At 45.7% G+C, this 21,860-nt stretch carries 19 protein-coding genes; 14 read left to right on the top strand and 5 right to left on the bottom strand.

Annotated features, from left to right (window positions below):
- Positions 1 to 71 precede the first annotated feature (71 nt).
- Complete coding sequence (locus L1D37_RS22320) at positions 72 to 2,159, top strand: alpha-amylase (protein ID WP_239849207.1); 2,088 nt, start codon at positions 72 to 74, stop codon at positions 2,157 to 2,159.
- 254 nt (positions 2,160 to 2,413) lie between these two features.
- Positions 2,414 to 3,664, top strand: coding sequence for a valine--pyruvate transaminase (locus L1D37_RS22315; RefSeq protein ID WP_048657810.1), 1,251 nt, complete (start codon positions 2,414 to 2,416; stop codon positions 3,662 to 3,664).
- 106 nt (positions 3,665 to 3,770) lie between these two features.
- On the opposite strand, the gene L1D37_RS22310 is transcribed toward L1D37_RS22315, so the two are convergent.
- The 5 genes from L1D37_RS22310 to dnaA form a co-directional block, all read right to left on the bottom strand.
- Positions 3,771 to 4,205, bottom strand: coding sequence for an Hsp20 family protein (locus L1D37_RS22310; RefSeq protein WP_009848140.1), 435 nt, complete (start codon positions 4,203 to 4,205; stop codon positions 3,771 to 3,773).
- A gap of 504 nt (positions 4,206 to 4,709) precedes the next feature.
- The gene (gene gyrB, locus L1D37_RS22305) at positions 4,710 to 7,127 is read right to left on the bottom strand and encodes a DNA topoisomerase (ATP-hydrolyzing) subunit B (protein WP_176680655.1); all 2,418 of its coding nucleotides are present in this window, start codon (positions 7,125 to 7,127) and stop codon (positions 4,710 to 4,712) included.
- A 17-nt stretch (positions 7,128 to 7,144) separates the two neighbouring features.
- The gene (gene recF, locus L1D37_RS22300) at positions 7,145 to 8,224 is read right to left on the bottom strand and encodes a DNA replication/repair protein RecF (RefSeq protein WP_239849206.1); all 1,080 of its coding nucleotides are present in this window, start codon (positions 8,222 to 8,224) and stop codon (positions 7,145 to 7,147) included.
- An 82-nt stretch (positions 8,225 to 8,306) separates the two neighbouring features.
- Positions 8,307 to 9,407, bottom strand: coding sequence for a DNA polymerase III subunit beta (gene dnaN, locus L1D37_RS22295; RefSeq protein ID WP_017632662.1), 1,101 nt, complete (start codon positions 9,405 to 9,407; stop codon positions 8,307 to 8,309).
- Positions 9,408 to 9,487: 80 nt separating this feature from the next.
- Positions 9,488 to 10,909, bottom strand: coding sequence for a chromosomal replication initiator protein DnaA (dnaA, locus tag L1D37_RS22290; protein WP_017632661.1), 1,422 nt, complete (start codon positions 10,907 to 10,909; stop codon positions 9,488 to 9,490).
- 310 nt (positions 10,910 to 11,219) lie between these two features.
- Here dnaA and L1D37_RS22285 point away from each other — a divergent pair, with 310 nt between their 5' ends.
- The 12 genes from L1D37_RS22285 (at position 11,220) to L1D37_RS22230 (ending at position 21,844) form a co-directional block, all read left to right on the top strand.
- Positions 11,220 to 11,969, top strand: coding sequence for an amino acid ABC transporter substrate-binding protein (locus L1D37_RS22285; protein WP_009848135.1), 750 nt, complete (start codon positions 11,220 to 11,222; stop codon positions 11,967 to 11,969).
- A 136-nt stretch (positions 11,970 to 12,105) separates the two neighbouring features.
- Positions 12,106 to 12,777 (top strand): amino acid ABC transporter permease, encoded by a 672-nt coding sequence (locus L1D37_RS22280; RefSeq protein ID WP_017632660.1) that lies wholly within the window; start codon positions 12,106 to 12,108, stop codon positions 12,775 to 12,777.
- The gene (locus L1D37_RS22275; protein WP_176680654.1) at positions 12,774 to 13,511 is read left to right on the top strand and encodes an amino acid ABC transporter ATP-binding protein; all 738 of its coding nucleotides are present in this window, start codon (positions 12,774 to 12,776) and stop codon (positions 13,509 to 13,511) included. Before L1D37_RS22280 ends, L1D37_RS22275 begins: the two co-directional genes overlap by 4 nt.
- Positions 13,512 to 13,718: 207 nt before the next feature.
- Positions 13,719 to 13,853, top strand: a complete 135-nt coding sequence (gene rpmH / locus L1D37_RS22270; RefSeq protein ID WP_004735800.1) for a 50S ribosomal protein L34 — start codon at positions 13,719 to 13,721, stop codon at positions 13,851 to 13,853.
- 45 nt (positions 13,854 to 13,898) lie between these two features.
- Positions 13,899 to 14,222: a ribonuclease P protein component gene (gene rnpA / locus L1D37_RS22265; protein WP_017055478.1), complete on the top strand. Its 324-nt coding sequence runs from the start codon at positions 13,899 to 13,901 to the stop codon at positions 14,220 to 14,222.
- Positions 14,189 to 14,446, top strand: a complete 258-nt coding sequence (gene yidD, locus L1D37_RS22260) for a membrane protein insertion efficiency factor YidD (protein WP_004735802.1) — start codon at positions 14,189 to 14,191, stop codon at positions 14,444 to 14,446. The genes rnpA and yidD overlap by 34 nt, the downstream gene beginning before the upstream one ends.
- 2 nt (positions 14,447 to 14,448) lie before the next feature.
- Positions 14,449 to 16,068 (top strand): membrane protein insertase YidC, encoded by a 1,620-nt coding sequence (yidC, locus tag L1D37_RS22255; protein ID WP_239849205.1) that lies wholly within the window; start codon positions 14,449 to 14,451, stop codon positions 16,066 to 16,068.
- A gap of 130 nt (positions 16,069 to 16,198) precedes the next feature.
- On the top strand, positions 16,199 to 17,560 hold the full coding sequence (gene mnmE / locus L1D37_RS22250) for a tRNA uridine-5-carboxymethylaminomethyl(34) synthesis GTPase MnmE (protein WP_176680652.1): 1,362 nt from the start codon (positions 16,199 to 16,201) through the stop codon (positions 17,558 to 17,560).
- 50 nt (positions 17,561 to 17,610) lie between these two features.
- The gene (mioC, locus tag L1D37_RS22245; RefSeq protein ID WP_239849204.1) at positions 17,611 to 18,045 is read left to right on the top strand and encodes an FMN-binding protein MioC; all 435 of its coding nucleotides are present in this window, start codon (positions 17,611 to 17,613) and stop codon (positions 18,043 to 18,045) included.
- A 483-nt stretch (positions 18,046 to 18,528) separates the two neighbouring features.
- The gene (gene mnmG, locus L1D37_RS22240; RefSeq protein ID WP_239849203.1) at positions 18,529 to 20,424 is read left to right on the top strand and encodes a tRNA uridine-5-carboxymethylaminomethyl(34) synthesis enzyme MnmG; all 1,896 of its coding nucleotides are present in this window, start codon (positions 18,529 to 18,531) and stop codon (positions 20,422 to 20,424) included.
- Positions 20,424 to 21,056, top strand: coding sequence for a 16S rRNA (guanine(527)-N(7))-methyltransferase RsmG (gene rsmG, locus L1D37_RS22235; protein WP_076654327.1), 633 nt, complete (start codon positions 20,424 to 20,426; stop codon positions 21,054 to 21,056). Before mnmG ends, rsmG begins: the two co-directional genes overlap by 1 nt.
- A gap of 14 nt (positions 21,057 to 21,070) precedes the next feature.
- Entirely contained in the window at positions 21,071 to 21,844 is a 774-nt protein-coding gene (locus L1D37_RS22230) for a ParA family protein (protein WP_239849202.1), read from the top strand.
- The last annotated feature ends 16 nt before the right edge of the window (positions 21,845 to 21,860 follow it).

Raw genomic sequence — 21,860 nt, 5'->3', positions numbered from 1 at the left:
ATGAATCAGCGCTCAGACTGTAGAGGGCATTGTTTGCTATAACTGACCTGTTTATTCAGGGGAAGGGAACAATGAAAAAAACAGTACTCGCGCTTTCAATACTCGCACTCAGCGCATGCAGCCAAACCAGTGATGACAGCTTATTGCTGACGATTGATAACAACACTGTCGTATTTGAATCGACAGGAAAAGGCACTGTTATTGCTGAACAGGAACTTGCTAAAGGTAGCTATACCTTCTCTATCAGCGATACTCAAAATACCTGTGGCACCAACTATGCGCTGGCTGAAGAAAACCGCATCAAATTCAATAAACCCCTTCGCCTAGACGACTGCGCCGAGAAGTCTGAATTAGATATCAAGGTCTTTCGCGCTAACACCTATCAGTTTACGCTCAACCCACAAACCAATGAGCTGATGGTTCAGATAAAGCCGAAGCAACAACAAGTACAAAGCTTTGCTTGTCCGATTCCTAGTGACGAGCCAACCACCATCGAGGTTGCTCAAACCTTTGATGATGGTACCTTGGTGAGAGATGCCCTTTCAGGCAAACAAGTCACAGTAACTAATGGCCGCGTCACCATGCAGCCAGCAGAAAATAGCCAAGGTGTCTTGTTGCTAGAAAAGGTTGAGCCCGAAACCAAAGCTGAGTTTAGTTGGGATAACGCCACGGTTTACTTCGTGATGACCGACCGCTTCCATAACGGCAACCCTGACAACGACAACAGTTACGGTCGCAGCCAAGACGGACAAGAAGAAATCGGCACCTTCCACGGTGGTGACTTGGCCGGATTAACCGAGAAGCTTGATTACATAGAGTCGCTCGGTGCTAATGCTATCTGGATAACATCTCCGTTAGAACAGATCCACGGCTGGGTTGGCGGTGGTGACAGAGGTGACTTCAAGCATTATGGCTACCATGGTTACTACCACCAAGATTGGACCAAGCTTGATAACAACATGGGTACCGAAGACGAGCTGAAAACCTTCATCGATACCGCGCACAGTAAAGGCATTCGTGTCGTGTGGGATGTGGTAATGAACCACACTGGCTACGCGACCCTTGCCGACATGCAAGAGTTCGACTTTGGTAAGCTCAACCTCACCGATGAAGAAGCAACGAAAACACTTGGCGAAAACTGGACAGACTGGCAACCCGCTAAAGGTCAGAACTGGCACTACTTCAATAACTACATCTCATACAGCGATAAAGAAGCGTGGGAAAAATGGTGGGGCAAGGCATGGCTGCGCAGCGATATCGGTGCTTATGACTCTCCGGGTTACAACAACCTGACTATGTCTTTGGCGCACCTGCCCGATTTCAAAACAGAATCGACAGAAACCACCGGGCTACCGAACTTCTATCGCAACAAATCCACCAGCGCGACCGATGAACTTAAAACACCTCGTGAACATCTGATCACTTGGTTGTCTGACTGGGTGCGCGAATACGGTGTTGATGGCTTTAGGGTCGATACCGCTAAGCACGTTGAACTGGACGCTTGGGCCGAGCTTAAAGAGAGCACCAATCAAGCGCTTGCAGAATGGAAGCAAAACAACCCAGACAAAGCCTTGGATGACCTGCCATTTTGGATGACAGGCGAAGTGTGGGCGCACAGCGTGGTGAAGTCAGATTACTTCGCTAACGGCTTTGACTCGATCATCAACTTTGAATTCCAGAGCGACATCGCCCCTAAAGCGCTGAAGTGCCTATCCGATCTTGATGCTGATTACCTTCGCTACGCAGAGAAGATCAACAATGACAGCGAGTTCAACGTGTTGAGTTACCTATCGTCTCACGATACCTCGCTATTCTGGACACAGCACGGCAGTGACTTTGCTAAGCAGACCAAAGCAGCGAACGCATTAATGCTCGCTCCGGGCGCGGTACAGATCTATTACGGTGATGAAATCGCCCGTGACTTTGGCCCAACAGGTTCCGATCCAATGCAAGGCACGCGTTCAGACATGCCTTGGGATCAAATCACTGACGAACGTGCAGAGCTGCTAGAACACTGGCAAGCGCTTGGCCAATTCCGCCAACGCCACCCAGCCGTCGCGCAAGGTAAGCACATCATCCGTAACAACAAAGGCTATTACGCCTTCGAACGCCAATACCAAGATGACAAGGTGTTAGTTGTGTATACCGGCTCGAAGTAAAAACGCTCAGTTATCAAACGACATAAATTAAAAGGGAAGCTTCGGCTTCCCTTTTTTGATCACTAAAAGCGCGTTCAATAAGCAAGCTGTCACTCATTAGCCAAACTTTATAGAAGTTTTTTTCGTGTTAGAGCATTTGGCGCTATGCGTCGCAAAAACATTGCGGTATGTTCAAGGAATACACTGATGGCAGGCATAAGGTCTGCCTTACTGACACATAACAAGCAATCACAATGAATTAGGTAAAATAAGTAATGCAGTTCTCTAAGTTTGGTGAAAAGTTTAATCGATACTCTGGAATCACTCGTTTAATGGATGATTTGAATGATGGTCTGCGCACTCCAGGCGCTATCATGCTCGGTGGTGGCAACCCAGCCGCTATCCCAGCCATGCTCGATTACTTTAACCAAGCCAGTGCCGACATGCTCGCCAGTGGAGAACTCATCGCCGCCCTCGCCAACTACGATGGTCCTCAGGGTAAAGACAGCTTCATTAAGTCATTAGCTGCGATGCTAAAAGAGACTTATGGCTGGGACATCAGCGAAAAAAACATCAGCCTGACTAACGGCAGTCAAAGCGGCTTCTTTTACCTATTCAACCTATTAGCGGGTCAACAACCAGACGGTTCACACAAGAAAATCCTACTGCCAATCGCACCTGAATACATCGGCTATGGTGACGCAGGGATTGATGACGACATCTTTATCTCTTACCACCCGGAGATCGAGCTGCTAGAAAACCGCCAGTTCAAATACCATGTCGATTTCGAACAGCTAAAAGTGGATGACTCAGTCGCTGCTATCTGTGCGTCTCGCCCAACCAACCCTACGGGTAATGTACTGACCGATGAAGAAGTGCGTAAGTTGGATAAACTCGCACGTGAGAACAACATCCCACTACTGATCGATAACGCTTACGGCCTACCATTTCCAAACATCATCTTTGAAGATGTAGAACCGTTCTGGAATGAAAATACGATTCTGTGCATGAGCCTATCTAAGCTTGGTTTACCAGGCGTACGCTGCGGTATCGTGATTGCGAGCGAAGAAGTTACCCAAGCGCTAACCAACATGAATGGCATCATCAGCTTAGCGCCAAGCAGTGTTGGGCCTGCTATTGCCAACCACATGATTGAGAACGGTGACTTACTGCGCTTAAGCAGCGAAGTGATTAAGCCTTTCTACAAAGAGAAGTCTTTGCGCGCCGTTGAACTGCTGCAAGACGCTATCGACGACCCACGTTTTCGTATCCACAAACCTGAAGGCGCTATCTTCTTATGGCTATGGTTTGATGAACTGCCTATCACAACAATGGAACTGTATGACCGCTTGAAAGCTCGCGGCGTATTGATTGTTCCAGGTGAATACTTCTTTATCGGCCAGGAAGACGAGTGGGATCATGCTCACCAATGCTTACGTATGAACTACGTACAAGACGATGAAGCGATGCAAAAAGGTATTGCAATCATTGCTGAAGAAGTGAAAAAGGCTTACTCAGAGCAGTAATCAGAGCTTTTAGCTTACCGTAGACCAAATACTAAAAGAGCACCTCATTAGGTGCTCTTTCACTTTAACTTCCCGATAATTCTTAGCTCTAAGGAGCTAACAGTAACTAACCTTCTAGTAGGCTATTACCATTAATAGCAATCTTACGAGGTTGCATCGCTTCTGGGATTTCGCGCTCTAGGTCGATGTGAAGAAGACCATTTTCCATACTTGCGCCTACCACTTTCACGTAGTCTGCCAGTTGGAATTTACGCTCGAAATCACGCTCTGCGATACCTTGGTATACGAAGGTTTTCTCTGCTTCTGCTTTACGCTCACCTTTAACAATTAGCATGTTCTCTTTCTGAGTAAGATCTAATTGGTCATCAGCAAAACCAGCAACGGCCATAGTAATACGGTAGTTGTTCTCGTCTTTTTGCTCGATGTTGTATGGAGGGTAACCGCCAGAAGAGTTCTTCGATGTGTTCGCTTCCATCATGTTGAATAGACGATCGAAGCCGATTGCGTTGCGGTAAAGTGGAGTGAAATCTACAGTTCTCATAATGCTATCCTTTTAGTAAGCAATAGTATTAGCTGTAATTTTTACTGAGATCGAACCTGTGAGTGATCCAGTAAACAGCTAAGGGATTCAGTTCGCATTCCTCGGGTTTCACCTCGTTTGGCGACAACGCTGGGACATGGCAATGAATCAATTTTTAAGTTGTGTGCTGCGAAAGTTATCCTCTGTTGAGCGATACTTCGTCAGCGGTAATGAAGGTTCTGTTTCTTCTCTTGTAGAGCAAGACAGTCATCCTCTTCATAAATAGATATATGGATTGAGTAAAACTGTTTCAAGGGATTATTTTTAAATATTTTTCTAGCCCATTATTTTTCAATCACTTAAAAACAAAAAAGACCGCCATTTCTGGCAGTCTTTTAAATAAGGTATTTAGTTTTTTGAGACGAAGCTATTTCGTTTTAGTTCAAGGAAGAGGCGCGGAGCATACGAATGTATGTGAGCACCTCTGACACAGAAATTAAGCGAAAGAGCGAAGTATCAAAGATACTAAACGTCTAGGTTAGCTACTTTAAGTGCGTTCTCTTCGATGAAGTTACGACGAGGCTCAACTTGGTCACCCATTAGCGTCGTGAACAGTTGGTCAGCGCCAACCGCATCTTCGATCGTTACTTGCATCATACGACGAGTTTCAGGATCCATTGTAGTTTCCCAAAGCTGATCTGGGTTCATCTCACCTAGACCTTTGTATCGTTGTAGGCTTAGACCACGACGAGATTCTTTAACCAACCAGTTCAGAGCTTCAACGAAGTTCGTTACCGCTTGAGTACGCTCACCACGTTTGATGTAAGCGCCTTCTTCGATAAGACCGTCTAGTGCTTCTGATAGGCTTGCTAGCTTGCCGTATTCTTTCGAGTTGAATAGCTCAATGCTTAGCGCATGTTCGTGTGTCACACCGTGAGTACGAACCACAATCTTAGGTAGGCTTAAACCTAGCTCTTCATGTTTTTCAACTTCTAGAGAGTACTGGCTTGCACCAACCTCTTTCGCGTTGAGTTGCTCAACCAGCTGCTTACCCCAAGTTTCTACTGCTGACTCATCGTGACACTGCTCTGCAGTTAGACGAGGCATGTAGATCATTTCATGCATCAGTGCATGTGGGTAACGGCGGCTCATGCGCTCAACCAGCTTAATACCAGAGTTGTACTGTTGAACAAGCTTCTCTAGCGCTTCACCTGCCAATGCTGGTGCATCAGGGTTAACGTGTAGAGCAGCGTTGTCTAGTGCCAATGATACTTGGTACTGATTCATTGCATCTTCATCTTTGATGTACTGCTCTTGCTTACCTTTCTTCACTTTGTAAAGTGGTGGCTGAGCGATGTAGATGTAACCACGTTCGATTAGCTCTGGCATTTGACGGTAGAAGAAGGTCAACAGTAGCGTACGAATGTGCGAACCATCGACATCGGCATCGGTCATGATGATGATGTTGTGGTAACGCAGTTTGTCTGGGTTGTATTCGTCGCGGCCGATACCACAACCAAGTGCTGTGATGAGCGTTGCAACTTCTTGTGAAGAAAGCATCTTGTCGAAACGTGCTTTCTCTACGTTTAAGATCTTACCTTTAAGTGGAAGAATCGCTTGGTTCTTACGGTTACGCCCCTGCTTAGCTGATCCGCCAGCAGAGTCCCCTTCCACAATGTATAGTTCAGACAGTGCAGGATCTTTTTCCTGACAGTCAGCAAGCTTACCTGGTAGGCCAGCTAGGTCTAAAGCGCCTTTGCGACGAGTCATTTCACGCGCTTTACGAGCGGCATCACGAGCACGTGCTGCATCGATAATCTTAGAACAAACAATCTTAGCTTCGCCCGGGTTCTCAATTAGGAACTCAGACAGTTTCTCACCCATCGCTTGCTCAACCGCAGACTTCACTTCAGAAGATACTAGTTTGTCTTTAGTTTGGCTTGAGAACTTAGGATCAGGTACTTTCACCGAAATTACAGCAGTTAGACCTTCACGAGCATCATCACCTGAAGTCGCTGTCTTCGCTTTCTTAGAGAAGCCTTCCTTATCCATGAAGCTGTTCAGAGTACGCGTAAGCGCAGCACGGAAACCAGCAAGGTGAGTACCACCATCACGTTGAGGAATGTTGTTTGTGAAACAGTAGATGTTTTCTTGGTAACCATCATTCCACTGCATCGCTACTTCTACAGTGATGCCATCTTCACGTTCGTGGTCGAAATGGAAGATTTTTTGGATGATCGGTGTCTTATTGGTGTTTAGGTGATCAACGAACGCCTGAATACCACCTTCAAACATGAAGTGATCCGATTTATCTTCTTCACGCTCATCAATTAGCTTGATAGATACGCCAGAGTTTAGGAACGACAGTTCACGTAGACGCTTAGCAAGAATATCGTAGTGGAAAAGTACATTTGAGAATGTATCTTCACTTGGCCAGAAACGAATTTCTGTACCTGTTTTATCTGTATCGCCGATAGCAGCAAGAGGAGCTTGCGGCTCACCGTGGTGATACGTTTGAGTATGGATTTTACCACCGCGGTGGATAGTAAGAGTAACCTGCTTAGACAGTGCGTTTACTACTGAAACACCAACACCGTGCAAGCCACCTGATACCTTGTATGAGTTATCATCGAACTTACCACCAGCGTGAAGAACCGTCATGATTACTTCAGCAGCAGACACTTGCTCTTCTGGGTGTAGTTCAGTTGGAATACCACGGCCGTCATCGCGTACCGATACTGAATTGTCTTCATGGATAGTAACAATGATGTCATTACAGTGACCAGCAAGTGCTTCATCAATAGAGTTATCTACTACCTCGAAGACCATGTGGTGCAGACCGGTACCATCATCCGTGTCGCCAATGTACATTCCAGGACGCTTACGAACCGCATCCAGACCCTTCAGTACTTTAATACTCGATGAATCGTAATTATCTGACATAGTTACTCTCTGACTAATTATCCTTGCTCTATTTTGCCATGTTCCACATGAAACATCCTGCTATTTTCATCATGCATATCTGCAATCTGATCAGCGGTAATAGAGCTTACAAAAACTTGAGCCTCGGTCGCCTTTAAACACTCAGCAAGACGTGCGCGGCGTTGGCTATCTAATTCGGAAGCGAAGTCATCTATTAAATAGATACACTGCTTTCCTGTCATCTGAGTGAGGTGCTGCCCTTGTGCTACTCGCAATGCACACACCATCAACTTCAATTGACCTCGTGACAAGACATCTTCCACAGGAGTGCCGTTCACTTTTATCTTTAGATCCGCTTTGTTTGGCCCACTAAAGGTGTAACCAAGCTGCTGATCCCTTTCAAAATTCTTTTCTAATATCTCGGCGTATGGGGTGTCTTTATCCCAGCCGCGATAGTAGTTAATCTTTATCTCAAACTCAGGTAGGAAGGTCGCGCAGATTTCTTCGGCGACTTCTTTAAGCTGATCAACGTAGGTGGCACGCCACTGACTGATGTTTTCTGCTAAACGGGCCAGTTCTTGATCCCAATAGCTCAGCTCTCGATAGTGGGTTGCCGTTTTCAATAATGCGTTTCGCTGTTTATTGAGGCGCTTTACCCTACCCCAAGCATCATAAAAACCCGACTCACTGTGGAAGACTCCCCAATCAATGAATGCTCGGCGATGCTTAGGTCCATCTGTCAGTAAATCAAACCCTTCGGGGTGAATCAACTGCAAAGGTAAGACTTGAGCTAACTGAGCCAACTTTTGCCCAGTTTGACCGCTTATTTTAACCTCTGTCGTGCCATCGCGCTGCTTATTAATGCCAATTGGCAGCTCAAATTGATCCGAGGTCATAAAACGGCCATGTACAAACAGCTCACTACACTCGTTTTGTATGATACGACCGGTTAGCGAACTCTTGAATGAGCGGCCGTGCCCGAGCAGATACACCGCTTCAAGAACACTGGTTTTGCCGCTTCCGTTAGCCCCTATAAGAAAGTTAAAGCCTGATGACGGTTGAATGTCACAGGCTTCAATATTTCTAAACTGCTTAACGATTAAGCGCGATAAAGGCATAACGTCTTCATATTAATCTTCAATCACGACTCGGTAGGTAAACGTTGTTGATCAGTAAACATGGTTGGTTCACAAACAACGCTTATAAGCGAATTGGCATAACAACGTACATTGCGCTGTCATCTTGTGCATTTTCAATCAAAGCACTCGCATTCGCGTCTGACATTGAGATACGAACTTGTTCGCAACGCAGTGTATTCAGAACATCCAATACGTAGCTTACGTTGAAGCCAATCTCTAGCGCATCACCGTCAAAGGTAACGTCTAGCATCTCTTCCGCTTCTTCTTGCTCTGGGTTGTTCGCGGTAATACGCATCTCGCTATCAGCAAGGTTAACGCGAACACCACGGAATTTTTCATTCGAAAGAATCGCAGCGCGAGAGAATGCAGAGCGTAGTTCATCACAACCAGCTTCTAGCGTTTTAGTGGTATTTTGCGGCATTACGCGGCGATAATCAGGGAAACGACCATCAACTAGCTTAGAAGTGAAGACATAGTTGTTCACTTCAGCACGCACGTTTGAGTTACCAATTTGCAGCGTTACTGGCTGTTCAGGTGCATCCAATAGCTTCACTAGCTCTTGAACACCCTTACGAGGAACAATGATCTGCTTTTGAGCAAAATCCGCACCTAGCTGTGCCTGAGATACTGCCATACGGTGACCATCTGTCGCTACGCTGCGCAGGATAGAACCTTCAATCTCAAACAACATACCGTTGAGGTAATAACGAACGTCTTGGTTCGCCATTGAGAATTGAGTTTTTTCAATAAGACCGCGTAGTTCAGCTTGTGTCACTGACACTTCAACTTCACTGCTCCAATCTTCAATATTTGGGAAATCAGCCGCAGGCAAAGTTGCCAACGAGAAACGGCTACGACCAGAACGTACTTGAACACGGTCGCCATCCAATACCACAGTGATGACTGAGCTATCAGGTAAACCACGACAGATATCTAGGAATTTACGAGAAGGAACGGTGATACTGCCCGCTTCGAAATCACCTTCAAGCGTTACACGGCTGATCAGTTCAACTTCTAGATCCGTTGCTGTCATCGACAACACGTTATCTTCTACTTTAATCAGTAGGTTTCCTAGAATTGGAAGCGTTGGCCTGCCACCTAGCGCGCCAGACACTTGTTGTAATGGCTTAATCAGATGACTACGTTCAATGGTAAATTTCATATCTTGCTCTTACGGTCTAAATGGCACGCCTCATAGTGCGTGGCCAAGATTCTGCTTATTAAGGTTAAGAATACTGTGTATTAAGAAGAAAGGGTACGAATCAAGTTCGAATAATCTTCTTTAATGTCGTGGCTCTCTTCACGCAGCTGAGCAATCTTACGACAAGCGTGCAGCACGGTAGTGTGGTCACGACCACCGAATGCATCACCAATCTCAGGCAAGCTGTGGTTAGTCAGCTCTTTCGCCAGTGCCATCGCCAATTGACGTGGACGAGCAACAGAACGAGAACGACGTTTAGACAAGAGATCGGCTACTTTGATTTTGTAGTACTCAGCAACGGTCTTTTGAATGTTATCAATGGTGACCAGCTTCTCTTGCAGTGCAAGAAGGTCACGCAGTGCTTCACGTACGAAATCGATCGTGATCGGGCGACCGGTGAAGTTTGCATTAGCAATCACACGGTTCAATGCGCCTTCAAGCTCACGAACGTTAGAGCGTAGACGCTTAGCAATAAAGAACGCCACTTCATCCGCAAGGTGAATTTGGTGGTCTTCCGCTTTCTTCATTAAGATCGCAACACGTGTCTCAAGCTCTGGTGGCTCAATCGCTACCGTCAAACCCCAACCGAAGCGAGATTTAAGACGATCTTCTACGCCGTTGATCTCTTTTGGATAACGGTCAGAAGTTAGGATGATCTGTTGGTTGCCTTCAAGCAGCGCATTAAAGGTATGGAAGAACTCTTCTTGCGAACGCTCTTTATTAGCGAAGAATTGGATGTCATCGATAAGCAATGCATCAACACTACGGTAGTAGCGCTTGAATTCTTCGATCGCGTTGTTTTGCAGTGCCTTTACCATATCCTGAACAAAACGCTCAGAGTGCATGTACACCACTTTCGCATTTGGCTTGCCATCAACAATGGCGTTACCTACGGCGTGCAACAAGTGAGTTTTACCTAGACCGGTGCCACCGTATAGAAATAGAGGGTTGTACGCCGCGCCTGGGTTATCCGCCACCTGACGTGCAGCAGCCAAACCCAGTTGGTTCGACTTACCCTCAACAAAGTTATTGAACTTATGCTTAGGGTTCACGTTTGAACGGTGGTTAATGTCCACGGCTACAGGCTCTTCATCACGCCACGTGTTGTGAACAGGTTTACGAGCTTGCAATTGTGCAGGAGCAGATGACTCAGCGGCCACATCGGCTGCCGTACGTGTACGAGTCGGTGCTGGTGTCGCTGGCTTTGGTGCAACCACGCGCTTGCTTCCCACTTCAAAATGCAGATGTGGGATATCGTTACCGCAATATTCTTGCAGCAAGCGGTTGATGCTATTTAAGTACTTATCACGAACCCAATCGAGTACGAATCGGTTCGGAGCAAATAGAGTTAGAGTATTGTCATTGAGCTCCGCTTGTAACGGACGAACCCACATACTGAATTCTGTAGCTGGTAACTCTTCTTGAAGCTGTTGCAAACACTGCAACCAAAGCGAAGATGACACGGTGCCCCCACTCTATTTAAGTAATATGAAATGACTGCTAATTTTACCTGTTGATAAGTCAGATCACCAGCAATTGATCACAGATCCAGTGAATAAGATCCAAGTTATTCACAATAAATTTGTAATTAATCGGTGGATCCACACATCTTGCCCCTAATTTACTCACATAACGATCCACTTATGCCCGGATCCTTGCTAGTTATCCCCAAATCAGGAATGCGATCTGGTTATGGTTAATAACATCTGGTTATTTATTCTATTGTGCATTTTCCCAGTAACATCCAATCCCATAAATATAAGGAGTTACCAAATGAATAACTGGATTAAGGCTGCAATTGCGGCTATCGCACTCTCTGCTGCTACTGTTCAAGCCGCGACTGAAGTTAAAGTCGGCATGTCTGGTCGCTACTTCCCGTTTACTTTCGTTAAACAAGACCAGCTACAAGGTTTTGAAGTGGATTTATGGGATGAGATCGGTAAGCGTAACGACTACAAGGTTGAATACGTAACGGCAAACTTCTCTGGTCTGTTCGGTCTTCTTGAAACGGGTCGAATCGATACCATTTCAAACCAAATTACAATGACGGATGCACGTAAAGCGAAATACCTATTCGCAGACCCATACGTAGTAGACGGCGCACAGATTACCGTTCGTAAAGGTAATGACAGCATCAAAGGCATCGAAGACCTAGATGGCAAGACAGTTGCGGTAAACCTAGGCTCAAACTTTGAACAACTACTTCGTAGCTACGACAAAGACGGCAAGATCAATGTGAAGACCTACGATACAGGTATTGAACATGATGTAGCACTAGGCCGTGCAGATGCATTCGTAATGGATCGCCTATCAGCACTAGAGCTTATCAAGAAGACTGGTTTACCATTACAACTAGCAGGTCAGCCATTCGAAACAATTGAAAACGCTTGGCCTTTCGTTGACAACGACAACGGTAAAAAACTGCAAGCAGAAGTAAATGAAGCATTAGCAGCAATGCGCGCAGATGGTACGCTAGAAAGTATCTCTCAGAAATGGTTTGGTGCGGACATTACTCAGAAGTAATTACTCACTTTCTCCATTGAAGGCCCACTGCTTTACACAGCGGTGGGCTTTTTGCTTTTGTGTAACCGATTAAAAAGCCTGATATAACCGTACTTCAAAAGATAACAACACTTCCAATAAAAATACGAGATAGATTATGGGATTTGACTTTAATTACATGCTAGAGCTGTTGCCGATACTGCTGAAGTATCTGGGCACCACCATGGAGATGGCGATTTGGGGCTTATTCTTTGCTCTGATCTTGTCTCTAATACTGGCGAACATTCGTGTATTCAAAATCCCAGTACTCGACCAGCTAAGCCAATTGTATATTAGCTTCTTCCGAGGCACGCCACTGCTGGTACAACTATTCCTCCTTTATTACGGCTTACCACAAGTATTCCCGTGGATGGTTGGTTTAGACGCCTTCAGCGCCGCTGTGATTGGTTTAACTTTGCACTTTGCCGCGTACATGGCAGAAAGTATTCGTGCAGCGATTATTGGTATTGATCGCAGCCAGATGGAAGCCAGCCTTTCGGTAGGTATGACAACCAGCCAAGCGATGCGCAGAGTGATCTTGCCACAAGCCACCCGCGTGGCACTGCCATCACTGATGAACTACTTTATCGACATGATTAAGTCGACTTCGCTTGCATTCACCCTAGGCGTAGCCGAAATCATGGCTAAAGCTCAGATGGAAGCCTCTTCAAGTTTCCGCTTCTTCGAGGCTTTCTTAGCAGTCGCGCTGATTTACTGGGGCGTGGTGGTTATCCTCACTCGTATTCAAATTTGGGCCGAAGTGAAACTGAATAAGGCGTATGTACGATGATCAAATTACAAAATATCCACAAGCAGTTTGGTGACACCGAAGTTTTGAAAGGGATCGACCTAGAAATCAAACAAGGTGAGATAATTGTCATCATAGGTTCAAGTGGTACTGGTAAATCTACCTTACTGCGTTGTGTGAACTTTCTAGAGCAAGCCGATCAGGGCACCATTTCGATAGATGATATTAATGTCGATGCTCAGAAACACACCAAAGCAGAGGTGCTTGCACTACGTCGTAAGACCGGTTTTGTGTTCCAGAACTATGCCCTATTCGCTCACCAAACCGCGAGACAGAATATTGCCGAAGGTTTAATCACCGTTCGTGGCTGGAAGAAGCAGCAAGCTCATGAAAAAGCACAACAAATACTCGATGATATTGGTTTAGGTGACAAAGCCGATAGCTACCCAGCCGCGCTCTCAGGTGGCCAACAACAACGCGTTGGAATTGGCCGTGCAATGGCACTCCAACCTGAGCTTTTGTTGTTTGATGAGCCGACCTCAGCGCTTGATCCTGAGTGGGTTGGCGAAGTGCTTAACTTAATGAAAAAGTTAGCAAATCAGCATCAAACCATGCTGGTGGTCACCCATGAAATGCAGTTCGCTAGAGAGGTCGCAGACCGAGTGATCTTCATGGCAGACGGTCATATTGTCGAGCAGGGATCTCCACAGGATATTTTTGGTAATCCACAGGATCCTAAATTAAAAAAATTCTTAAATAAGGTTGGGATCGACTAAGGATCCTTGTGATTTTAGTTAATCTACGTATAATCCCCCGACCGGAATTTTAGTTAACCCAATCATTGACACTTTTTGTGACAGTGATTACAATTCCGCCTCTTTGTTGAGAGGCGTCGGTTTTCCTTTCTTATATAAAGAAGAGAAAAAATGCCCACGCCGGGTTTAACAAAAACCTAAAACTACTGATCAGTAAGGTAATTACAAATGAAACGCACTTTTCAACCTACAGTTCTAAAGCGTAAGCGTACTCACGGTTTCCGTGCTCGCATGGCTACTAAGAACGGTCGCGCAACAATCAATGCACGTCGTGCAAAAGGCCGTAAGCGTCTTTCTAAGTAATCTTTGATTATTTTGAATAAGCTAGCCTTCGGTCGGGAGTTACGCTTGTTAACTCCCGAACATTATCAAAATGTCTTCAAGCAAGCTCATCGAGCTGGCTCTCCTCATTTCACCATCATTGCTCGAAATAACTCTCTTTCAAATCCTCGCCTTGGATTAGCCGTTCCGAAAAAGCAGATTAAAACCGCAGTTGGTCGTAACCGATTCAAGCGTCTTACTCGTGAAAGCTTTCGTAACACTCAACACAAACTTCCTAACAAAGATTTTGTTGTAATCGCTAAGAAGAGCGCGCAAGATTTAAGCAATGAAGAAATGTTCAAGCTACTCGACAAATTATGGCTTCGCCTGTCTCGCCCTTCGCGTGGATAGCGCTAATACCCATCTATTTTTATAGATGGTTTATTAGTCCACTCATCGGCCCACGCTGCCGATTTACTCCAACCTGCTCTTTATATGCGATAGAAGCGTTGAAAGCTCACGGTTTTGTAAAAGGGTGTTGGTTATCAGGCAAACGTCTATTAAAATGCCATCCTTTGAACGAAGGGGGCTTTGACCCCGTTCCACCAGTCCAAAAACAAGACAGAGATAAATAACGATGGATTCTCAACGTAATATCCTGTTAATCGCATTGGCATTGGTTTCTTTCCTACTTTTCCAACAATGGAACGTAGCTAAGAACCCAGCACCACAAGCGGTTGAGCAGGCACAATCTGGCAGCACCCTACCAGCGCCATCTTATGCAGATGATCTAGACCCGGCTCCTGGTCAAGTTGCTGCTGCAAAAACTATCACAGTAACAACTGATGTACTGACTCTGTCAATTGATACGGTTGGTGGTGATGTCGTTAAAGCAAACCTAAATGATTACTCTGCTGAGTTCGATTCAGAAGATACGTTTGTTCTTCTTAAAAACGAACCAGGTCACCAATTTATCGCTCAAAGCGGTCTAGTTGGTCCTCAAGGTATCGATTTAAGCAGCACTAACCGCCCTAGCTACACGGTTTCAGCAGACAGCTTCAAGCTAGCTGAAGGTCAAGATGAACTACGCATCCCAATGACTTACCAAGCGAACGGCCTTGATTACACAAAAACATTCGTACTTAAGCGCGGCAGCTACGCGATTGACGTTGAATACGATGTAATCAACAACTCTGGTAACAACGCGACATTCGGCATGTACGCTCACCTACGTCAAAACGTTATGGATGACGGCGGTAGCCTAACAATGCCAACTTACCGTGGTGGTGCTTACTCTACGGAAGATACGCGTTACAAAAAATACAGCTTCGACGATATGCAAGATCGCAACCTGTCTCTTAACCTAGCAAACGGTCAAGGTTGGGCAGCGATGATTCAGCACTACTTTGCAAGTGCTTGGATCCCACGCGATGAAGCAGGCAGCAACCTTTACACTCGTGTAATCGGTAACCTTGGCGACATCGGTGTTCGTATGCCGAACAAAACCATCGCTAACGGTGACGAAGCGAGCTTCAAAGCAACGCTTTGGGTTGGTCCAAAACTTCAAGACCAAATGGCTGAAACTGCACCTAACCTAGACCTAGTAGTTGACTACGGTTGGTTATGGTTCATTGCTAAACCTCTTCATACTCTGCTTTCGTTCATTCAAGGCTTCGTATCGAACTGGGGTGTGGCAATCATCATCCTAACTTTCATCGTTCGTGGTGCTATGTACCCACTAACGAAAGCTCAGTACACGTCTATGGCGAAAATGCGTATGCTTCAGCCTAAGCTGACTGCAATGCGTGAGCGTATTGGCGACGACCGTCAGCGCATGAGCCAAGAAATGATGGAGCTTTACAAGAAAGAGAAAGTAAACCCACTAGGTGGTTGTTTACCTATCCTTCTGCAAATGCCTATCTTCATTTCGCTATACTGGGCACTAATGGAGTCTGTTGAACTGCGTCACTCACCGTTCTTCGGTTGGATTACTGACCTTTCAGCACAAGACCCATACTACATCTTGCCACTTCTGATGGGTGCTTCAATGTTCCTAATCCAGAAGATGAGCCCGACAACTGTAACGGATCCAATGCAGCAGAAGATCATGACCTTTATGCCGGTTATGTTCACATTCTTCTTCCTGTTCTTCCCTTCAGGTCTGGTTCTATACTGGCTAGTATCGAACATCGTAACTCTAATTCAGCAAACGCTTATCTACCGCGCGCTGGAAAAGAAAGGCTTACATTCTAAGTAAGTTCGATAATAGAAAGAGATAAAGAAAGGCGACCAAAAGGTCGCCTTTTTGTTTTTAGCTGATTACAATTCAGCTAATTGATTAATCGTGAACGCCCCTTTTTGGCTTTCACATGCTAGCAGGCACACCTATGACTACAGATACGATTGTTGCTCAAGCGACCGCGCCCGGCCGTGGTGGCGTCGGTATTATCCGCGTTTCCGGCCCATTGGCGACTCAGGTTGCCCTAGAAGTAACAGGAAAAACACTTAAGCCTCGCTACGCTGAGTACCTGCCTTTTAAATCGGCCGATGGCATCGAGCTCGACCAAGGTATCGCGCTTTACTTCCCTAACCCACATTCGTTCACTGGCGAAGACGTGTTAGAGCTGCAAGGCCACGGCGGCCCAGTGGTTATGGACATGCTCATCAAGCGCATCCTAACCATCTCAGGCGTACGTGCTGCGCGTCCAGGCGAGTTCTCTGAGCGTGCCTTCTTGAACGACAAAATGGATTTAACTCAAGCTGAAGCGATTGCTGACTTGATTGATGCAAGTTCAGAAGAAGCGGCAAAATCAGCGCTTCAGTCACTACAAGGTGAGTTCTCTAAGCGCATTAACACATTGGTCGATTCATTGATTCACCTACGAATCTATGTTGAAGCGGCTATCGACTTCCCAGAAGAAGAAATTGATTTCCTAGCTGACGGTAAAGTAAGTGCTGACTTACAGGCTATCATCGACAACCTAGAAGCTGTGCGCCAAGAAGCCAACCAAGGTGCCATCATGCGCGAAGGTATGAAGGTGGTAATTGCTGGTCGTCCAAATGCGGGGAAATCGAGCCTATTGAACGCACTGTCTGGCAAAGAGTCAGCGATTGTGACCGATATTGCCGGTACTACACGTGATGTTCTGCGTGAGCACATCCATATTGACGGTATGCCACTGCACATTATCGATACTGCAGGCCTACGTGATGCGTCTGACGAAGTCGAAAAAATCGGTATTGAACGCGCTTGGGAAGAAATTGCTCAGGCTGACCGAGTTTTATTTATGGTGGATGGCACCACCACAGACGCCACTGACCCGAAAGATATCTGGCCAGATTTCGTTGATCGTTTACCAAATAACATAGGCATGACGGTGATTCGTAATAAAGCGGATCAAACCAGTGAAGAGCTGGGCATTTGCCATGTGAACGATCCAACCCTAATCCGCCTATCGGCGAAAACAGGCCAAGGTGTGGATGCACTGCGCAGCCACCTTAAGGATTGCATGGGCTTTGCTGGTGGTCATGAAGGTGGATTTATGGCGCGTCGTCGCCACTTAGATGCCCTAGAACGCGCCTCTGAGCACCTAGATATTGGCCAACAACAACTTGAAGGCTATATGGCTGGAGAGATCTTAGCGGAAGAGCTTCGTATCACTCAACAGCACCTTAATGAGATCACGGGTGAGTTCAGCTCAGACGATCTTTTAGGTCGCATCTTCTCTTCTTTCTGTATCGGTAAATAACCTTTAAAGGCCAGCTAATGCTGGCCTTTTTCTTTAGTAAGGACAATTTAATGATCCACATTATTACAGGCAGCACCCTAGGCGGCGCCGAATACGTTGGCGATCACCTTAATGATCTTCTTGAAGAACAAGGTCATGAGATCACCCTACATAATCAGCCTGGGTACGATGATATTCCACAACAGGGTTTTTGGTTATTGGTGACTTCAACTCATGGTGCGGGTGAGTTTCCAGACAATATTAAGCCTTTTATCGACGCATTAACCCAACACTCTCCAGACTTAAACCAAGTTCGCTTTGCTGTCGTGGCGCTTGGCGATTCAAGCTACGATACCTTCTGTTTGGCCGGGAAATCCGTCCACAGCCAACTGGAAAACCTCGGCGCAAAACCGATTTCAGCGTGTTTTACCATCGATGTATTGGAAACTCCGGTACCTGAAGATGCTGCAGAAGAATGGTTTAACGATCATAGCGACCAGTTTTAACCTCTCCTTTGTTCCCAAAAGCGGCTTATGCCGCTTTTTTTTGGCTCCGAATATCGTGATTGTGAATAACTTTTTTTCAAAAATATCGAAAATAAGCGATTTATTTTCGATATTCGCTGTGGATAAGATCATACATATACGGTGATTAACCTATAGTTATCCAAATAACAAGTTTTAAGCCAATTTCCCCCTGTGAATAAGTAGCCATTTTGATCCCAGCTAATCCTCATCCTGATCAAAGTTAGATCACATCATTTGATCCAAAAAAGATCCATGATCTCGTTGATCATTTTCGACTTATCCACAGGTCACCTCGATCCTAATAATAGATCTAATAAAAGATCTCCTTAAAGATCTTATCTATATTAATTAAAAACAGCTTTCTCGAAAAATTCCAAAAACGTTTTCTCAGGCTATGAAAACAGGTAGAATATCGCTCCTTTTTATCAGTCTAGAAAACGTTTGAATACCTGAGGTCGGTTCATGCTTTATCACGAAAAATTTGACGTCATCGTTGTTGGTGGTGGCCATGCAGGAACGGAAGCCGCACTCGCATCTGCACGTACTGGTCAAAGTACGTTATTACTTACTCATAATATCGATACATTAGGACAAATGTCTTGTAACCCAGCCATTGGCGGGATCGGTAAGGGCCACTTAGTAAAAGAGGTCGATGCAATGGGTGGATTAATGGCGCAAGCTATTGATCATGCAGGTATTCAGTTCAGAACATTGAACGCATCAAAAGGCCCTGCGGTTCGTGCAACTCGTGCACAAGCTGACCGCGCGCTTTACAAAGCGTTTGTTCGTAACGTTCTTGAAAACACACCAAACCTGACTTTGTTCCAACAGTCGGTTGATGATTTGATCGTTGAACAGGATCAAGTGGTGGGTGTGGTTACACAGATGGGCCTTAAGTTCCGCGCAGATGCTGTGGTTTTGACTGTAGGCACATTCCTAGGTGGAAAGATCCATATTGGTATGGAGAGTTCTTCTGGTGGTCGTGCGGGTGATCCACCATCGATCGCACTGGCTGACCGTCTTCGTGATCTTCCATTCCGAGTTGATCGCCTGAAAACAGGTACACCTCCACGTATCGATGCACGTAGCGTTGATTTTTCTGAGCTTGAAGTTCAGCACGGTGATAATCCAACCCCTGTTTTCTCGTTCATGGGTAGCCGAGCGCAACAGCCTCGTCAAATCCCGTGTTACATCACGCATACCAACGAAAATACGCACGACGTTATTCGTGCCAACCTAGATCGCAGCCCAATGTACGCGGGTGTGATTGAAGGCATTGGCCCTCGTTACTGTCCTTCGATTGAAGACAAAGTGATGCGTTTTGCTGATAAGAACAGTCACCAAATCTTTATTGAACCTGAAGGTCTAACGACACATGAGCTATACCCGAACGGTATCTCAACCAGTCTGCCGTTTGATGTACAGGTTCAAATCGTTCGCTCTATGAAGGGCTTTGAAAATGCTCATATCGTTCGTCCAGGCTATGCGATTGAGTACGATTTCTTCGACCCTCGCGATCTTAAGCTGACTTACGAAACCAAGTTTATCAAGGGTCTGTTCTTTGCTGGCCAAATCAACGGTACAACGGGTTACGAAGAAGCAGCAGCACAAGGCTTGATGGCCGGTCTGAATGCGAGTTTGTTTACGCAAGGCAAAGAAGGCTGGAGCCCACGTCGTGACCAAGCTTACATGGGCGTTCTTATTGATGACCTATCAACGATGGGCACCAAAGAACCTTACCGTATGTTTACGTCTCGTGCGGAATACCGTTTGTTGCTTCGCGAAGATAACGCCGATATCCGATTGACTGAGAAGTCTCGTGAACTTGGCCTTGTTGACGATGCGCGTTGGGCTCGTTTCAACGAAAAAATGGACAACATGGAGAAGGAACGTCAGCGTCTGAAAGAAACTTGGATTAATCCAAAGTCTGAAGACATCGGTGCGTTGAACCAGATCCTAAAAACACCAATGTCTCGCGAAGCGAGTGGTGAAGATCTTCTTCGTCGTCCTGAAATGACTTATTCACAGCTTACAGCATTGGATCGTTTCGGCCCTGCACTGGAAGATCAACAAGCATCTGAGCAAGTTGAGATCCAAGTGAAGTACGAAGGCTACATTCAGCGCCAACAAGACGAAATCGAAAAATCACTGCGTCATGAAAACACCAAACTGCCTCCTGATATCGATTACAGCAAGGTGAAAGGGCTTTCTAACGAAGTGGTTCTAAAACTGACAACCACTAAACCAGACTCTATTGGTATTGCTTCTCGTATTTCAGGTATCACACCTGCAGCAATCTCAATTTTGTTGGTTTACCTGAAAAAGCACGGCCTATTAAAAAAAGGTGAGGAAGCATAATGAGCGCATTACGCGAGAAACTGGATCACCTGATTGGCCAGACTGAATTAGAAGTATCTGAAAAACAACGTGGCCAATTGGTTGGCTACGTTGAGTTACTAAATAAATGGAACAAGGCGTACAACCTAACGTCAGTTCGTGATCCGTTAGAAATGATGGTGAAACATATCTTAGATAGCATCATTGTTAGCACTCACTTACAAGGTAAGCGCTTTATTGACGTTGGCACTGGCCCTGGTCTTCCTGGGATTCCGCTCTCAATCATGAATCCTGACTGCGAGTTTTACTTGCTAGATAGCCTGGGTAAGCGTATTCGTTTTATCAAACAGGTGATTCATGAGCTGGGTATCGACAACGTTGTGCCGGTTCAAAGTCGTGTTGAAGAGTTTCAACCTGAAGAAAAGTTTGATGCAGTGCTCAGTCGTGCATTTGCATCAATGACAGACATGGTAGAGTGGTGTCACCATTTACCTAAAGAGCAATCCGGTGTATTTTTGGCTCTTAAGGGACAACATCCTAGAGACGAAATCGACCTGTTACCTGAATGGTGTTCAGTGACAGACATTAAAGCTTTGCAAGTACCAGAGCTTGATGGAGAGCGTCATCTAGTAACTTTATCGCGTCAGGGATAATCAGCGAGGCCATAGTGGGTAGAATCGTAGCAATTGCCAACCAGAAGGGCGGCGTAGGAAAAACAACAACTTGCGTTAATTTAGCAGCATCAATGGCGGCGACAAAACGCAAGATATTGGTTGTTGACCTAGATCCCCAAGGTAATGCCACTATGGCGAGCGGTGTCGACAAATATCAAGTTGAAGCAACTGCTTACGATTTGTTGGTTGAAGACACCCCATTTGATGAGGTAGTTTGTCGAAGTACGTCTGGTAATTACGACCTCATCGCCGCTAACGGTGATGTTACTGCGGCAGAAATCAAGCTGATGGAAGTCTTTGCTCGCGAAGTTCGCCTTAAGAATGCACTGGCATCCATTCGCGATAATTATGATTTCATCTTTATTGATTGCCCACCTTCTCTAAATCTTCTTACAATTAACGCGATGGCTGCGGCCGACTCCGTGTTAGTTCCAATGCAATGTGAATACTTTGCTCTGGAAGGTTTGACTGCGTTGATGGATACCATCAGTAAGCTCGCTGCGGTTGTTAACGAGAACCTGAAGATCGAAGGTCTTCTGCGTACTATGTATGATCCTCGAAACCGCTTATCGAACGAAGTATCTGATCAACTCAAAAAACACTTCGGTAGCAAAGTCTACCGAACTGTGATCCCTAGAAATGTGCGTCTGGCAGAAGCGCCAAGTCATGGCAAGCCAGCAATGTACTACGACAAATATTCCGCAGGTGCTAAAGCATATCTTGCTCTGGCAGGCGAAATGTTGCGTCGTGAAGAAGTCCCAGTATAGGTCTAACCAAAGGAAT

The sequence above is a fragment of the Vibrio sp. Isolate33 genome (assembly GCF_022397895.1).
GTDB classification, from domain to species: Bacteria; Pseudomonadota; Gammaproteobacteria; order Enterobacterales; family Vibrionaceae; genus Vibrio; species Vibrio pomeroyi.
The sequence above is the reverse complement of the archived record's forward strand: the minus strand, read 5'-3'. Positions and strand labels throughout refer to the sequence as shown.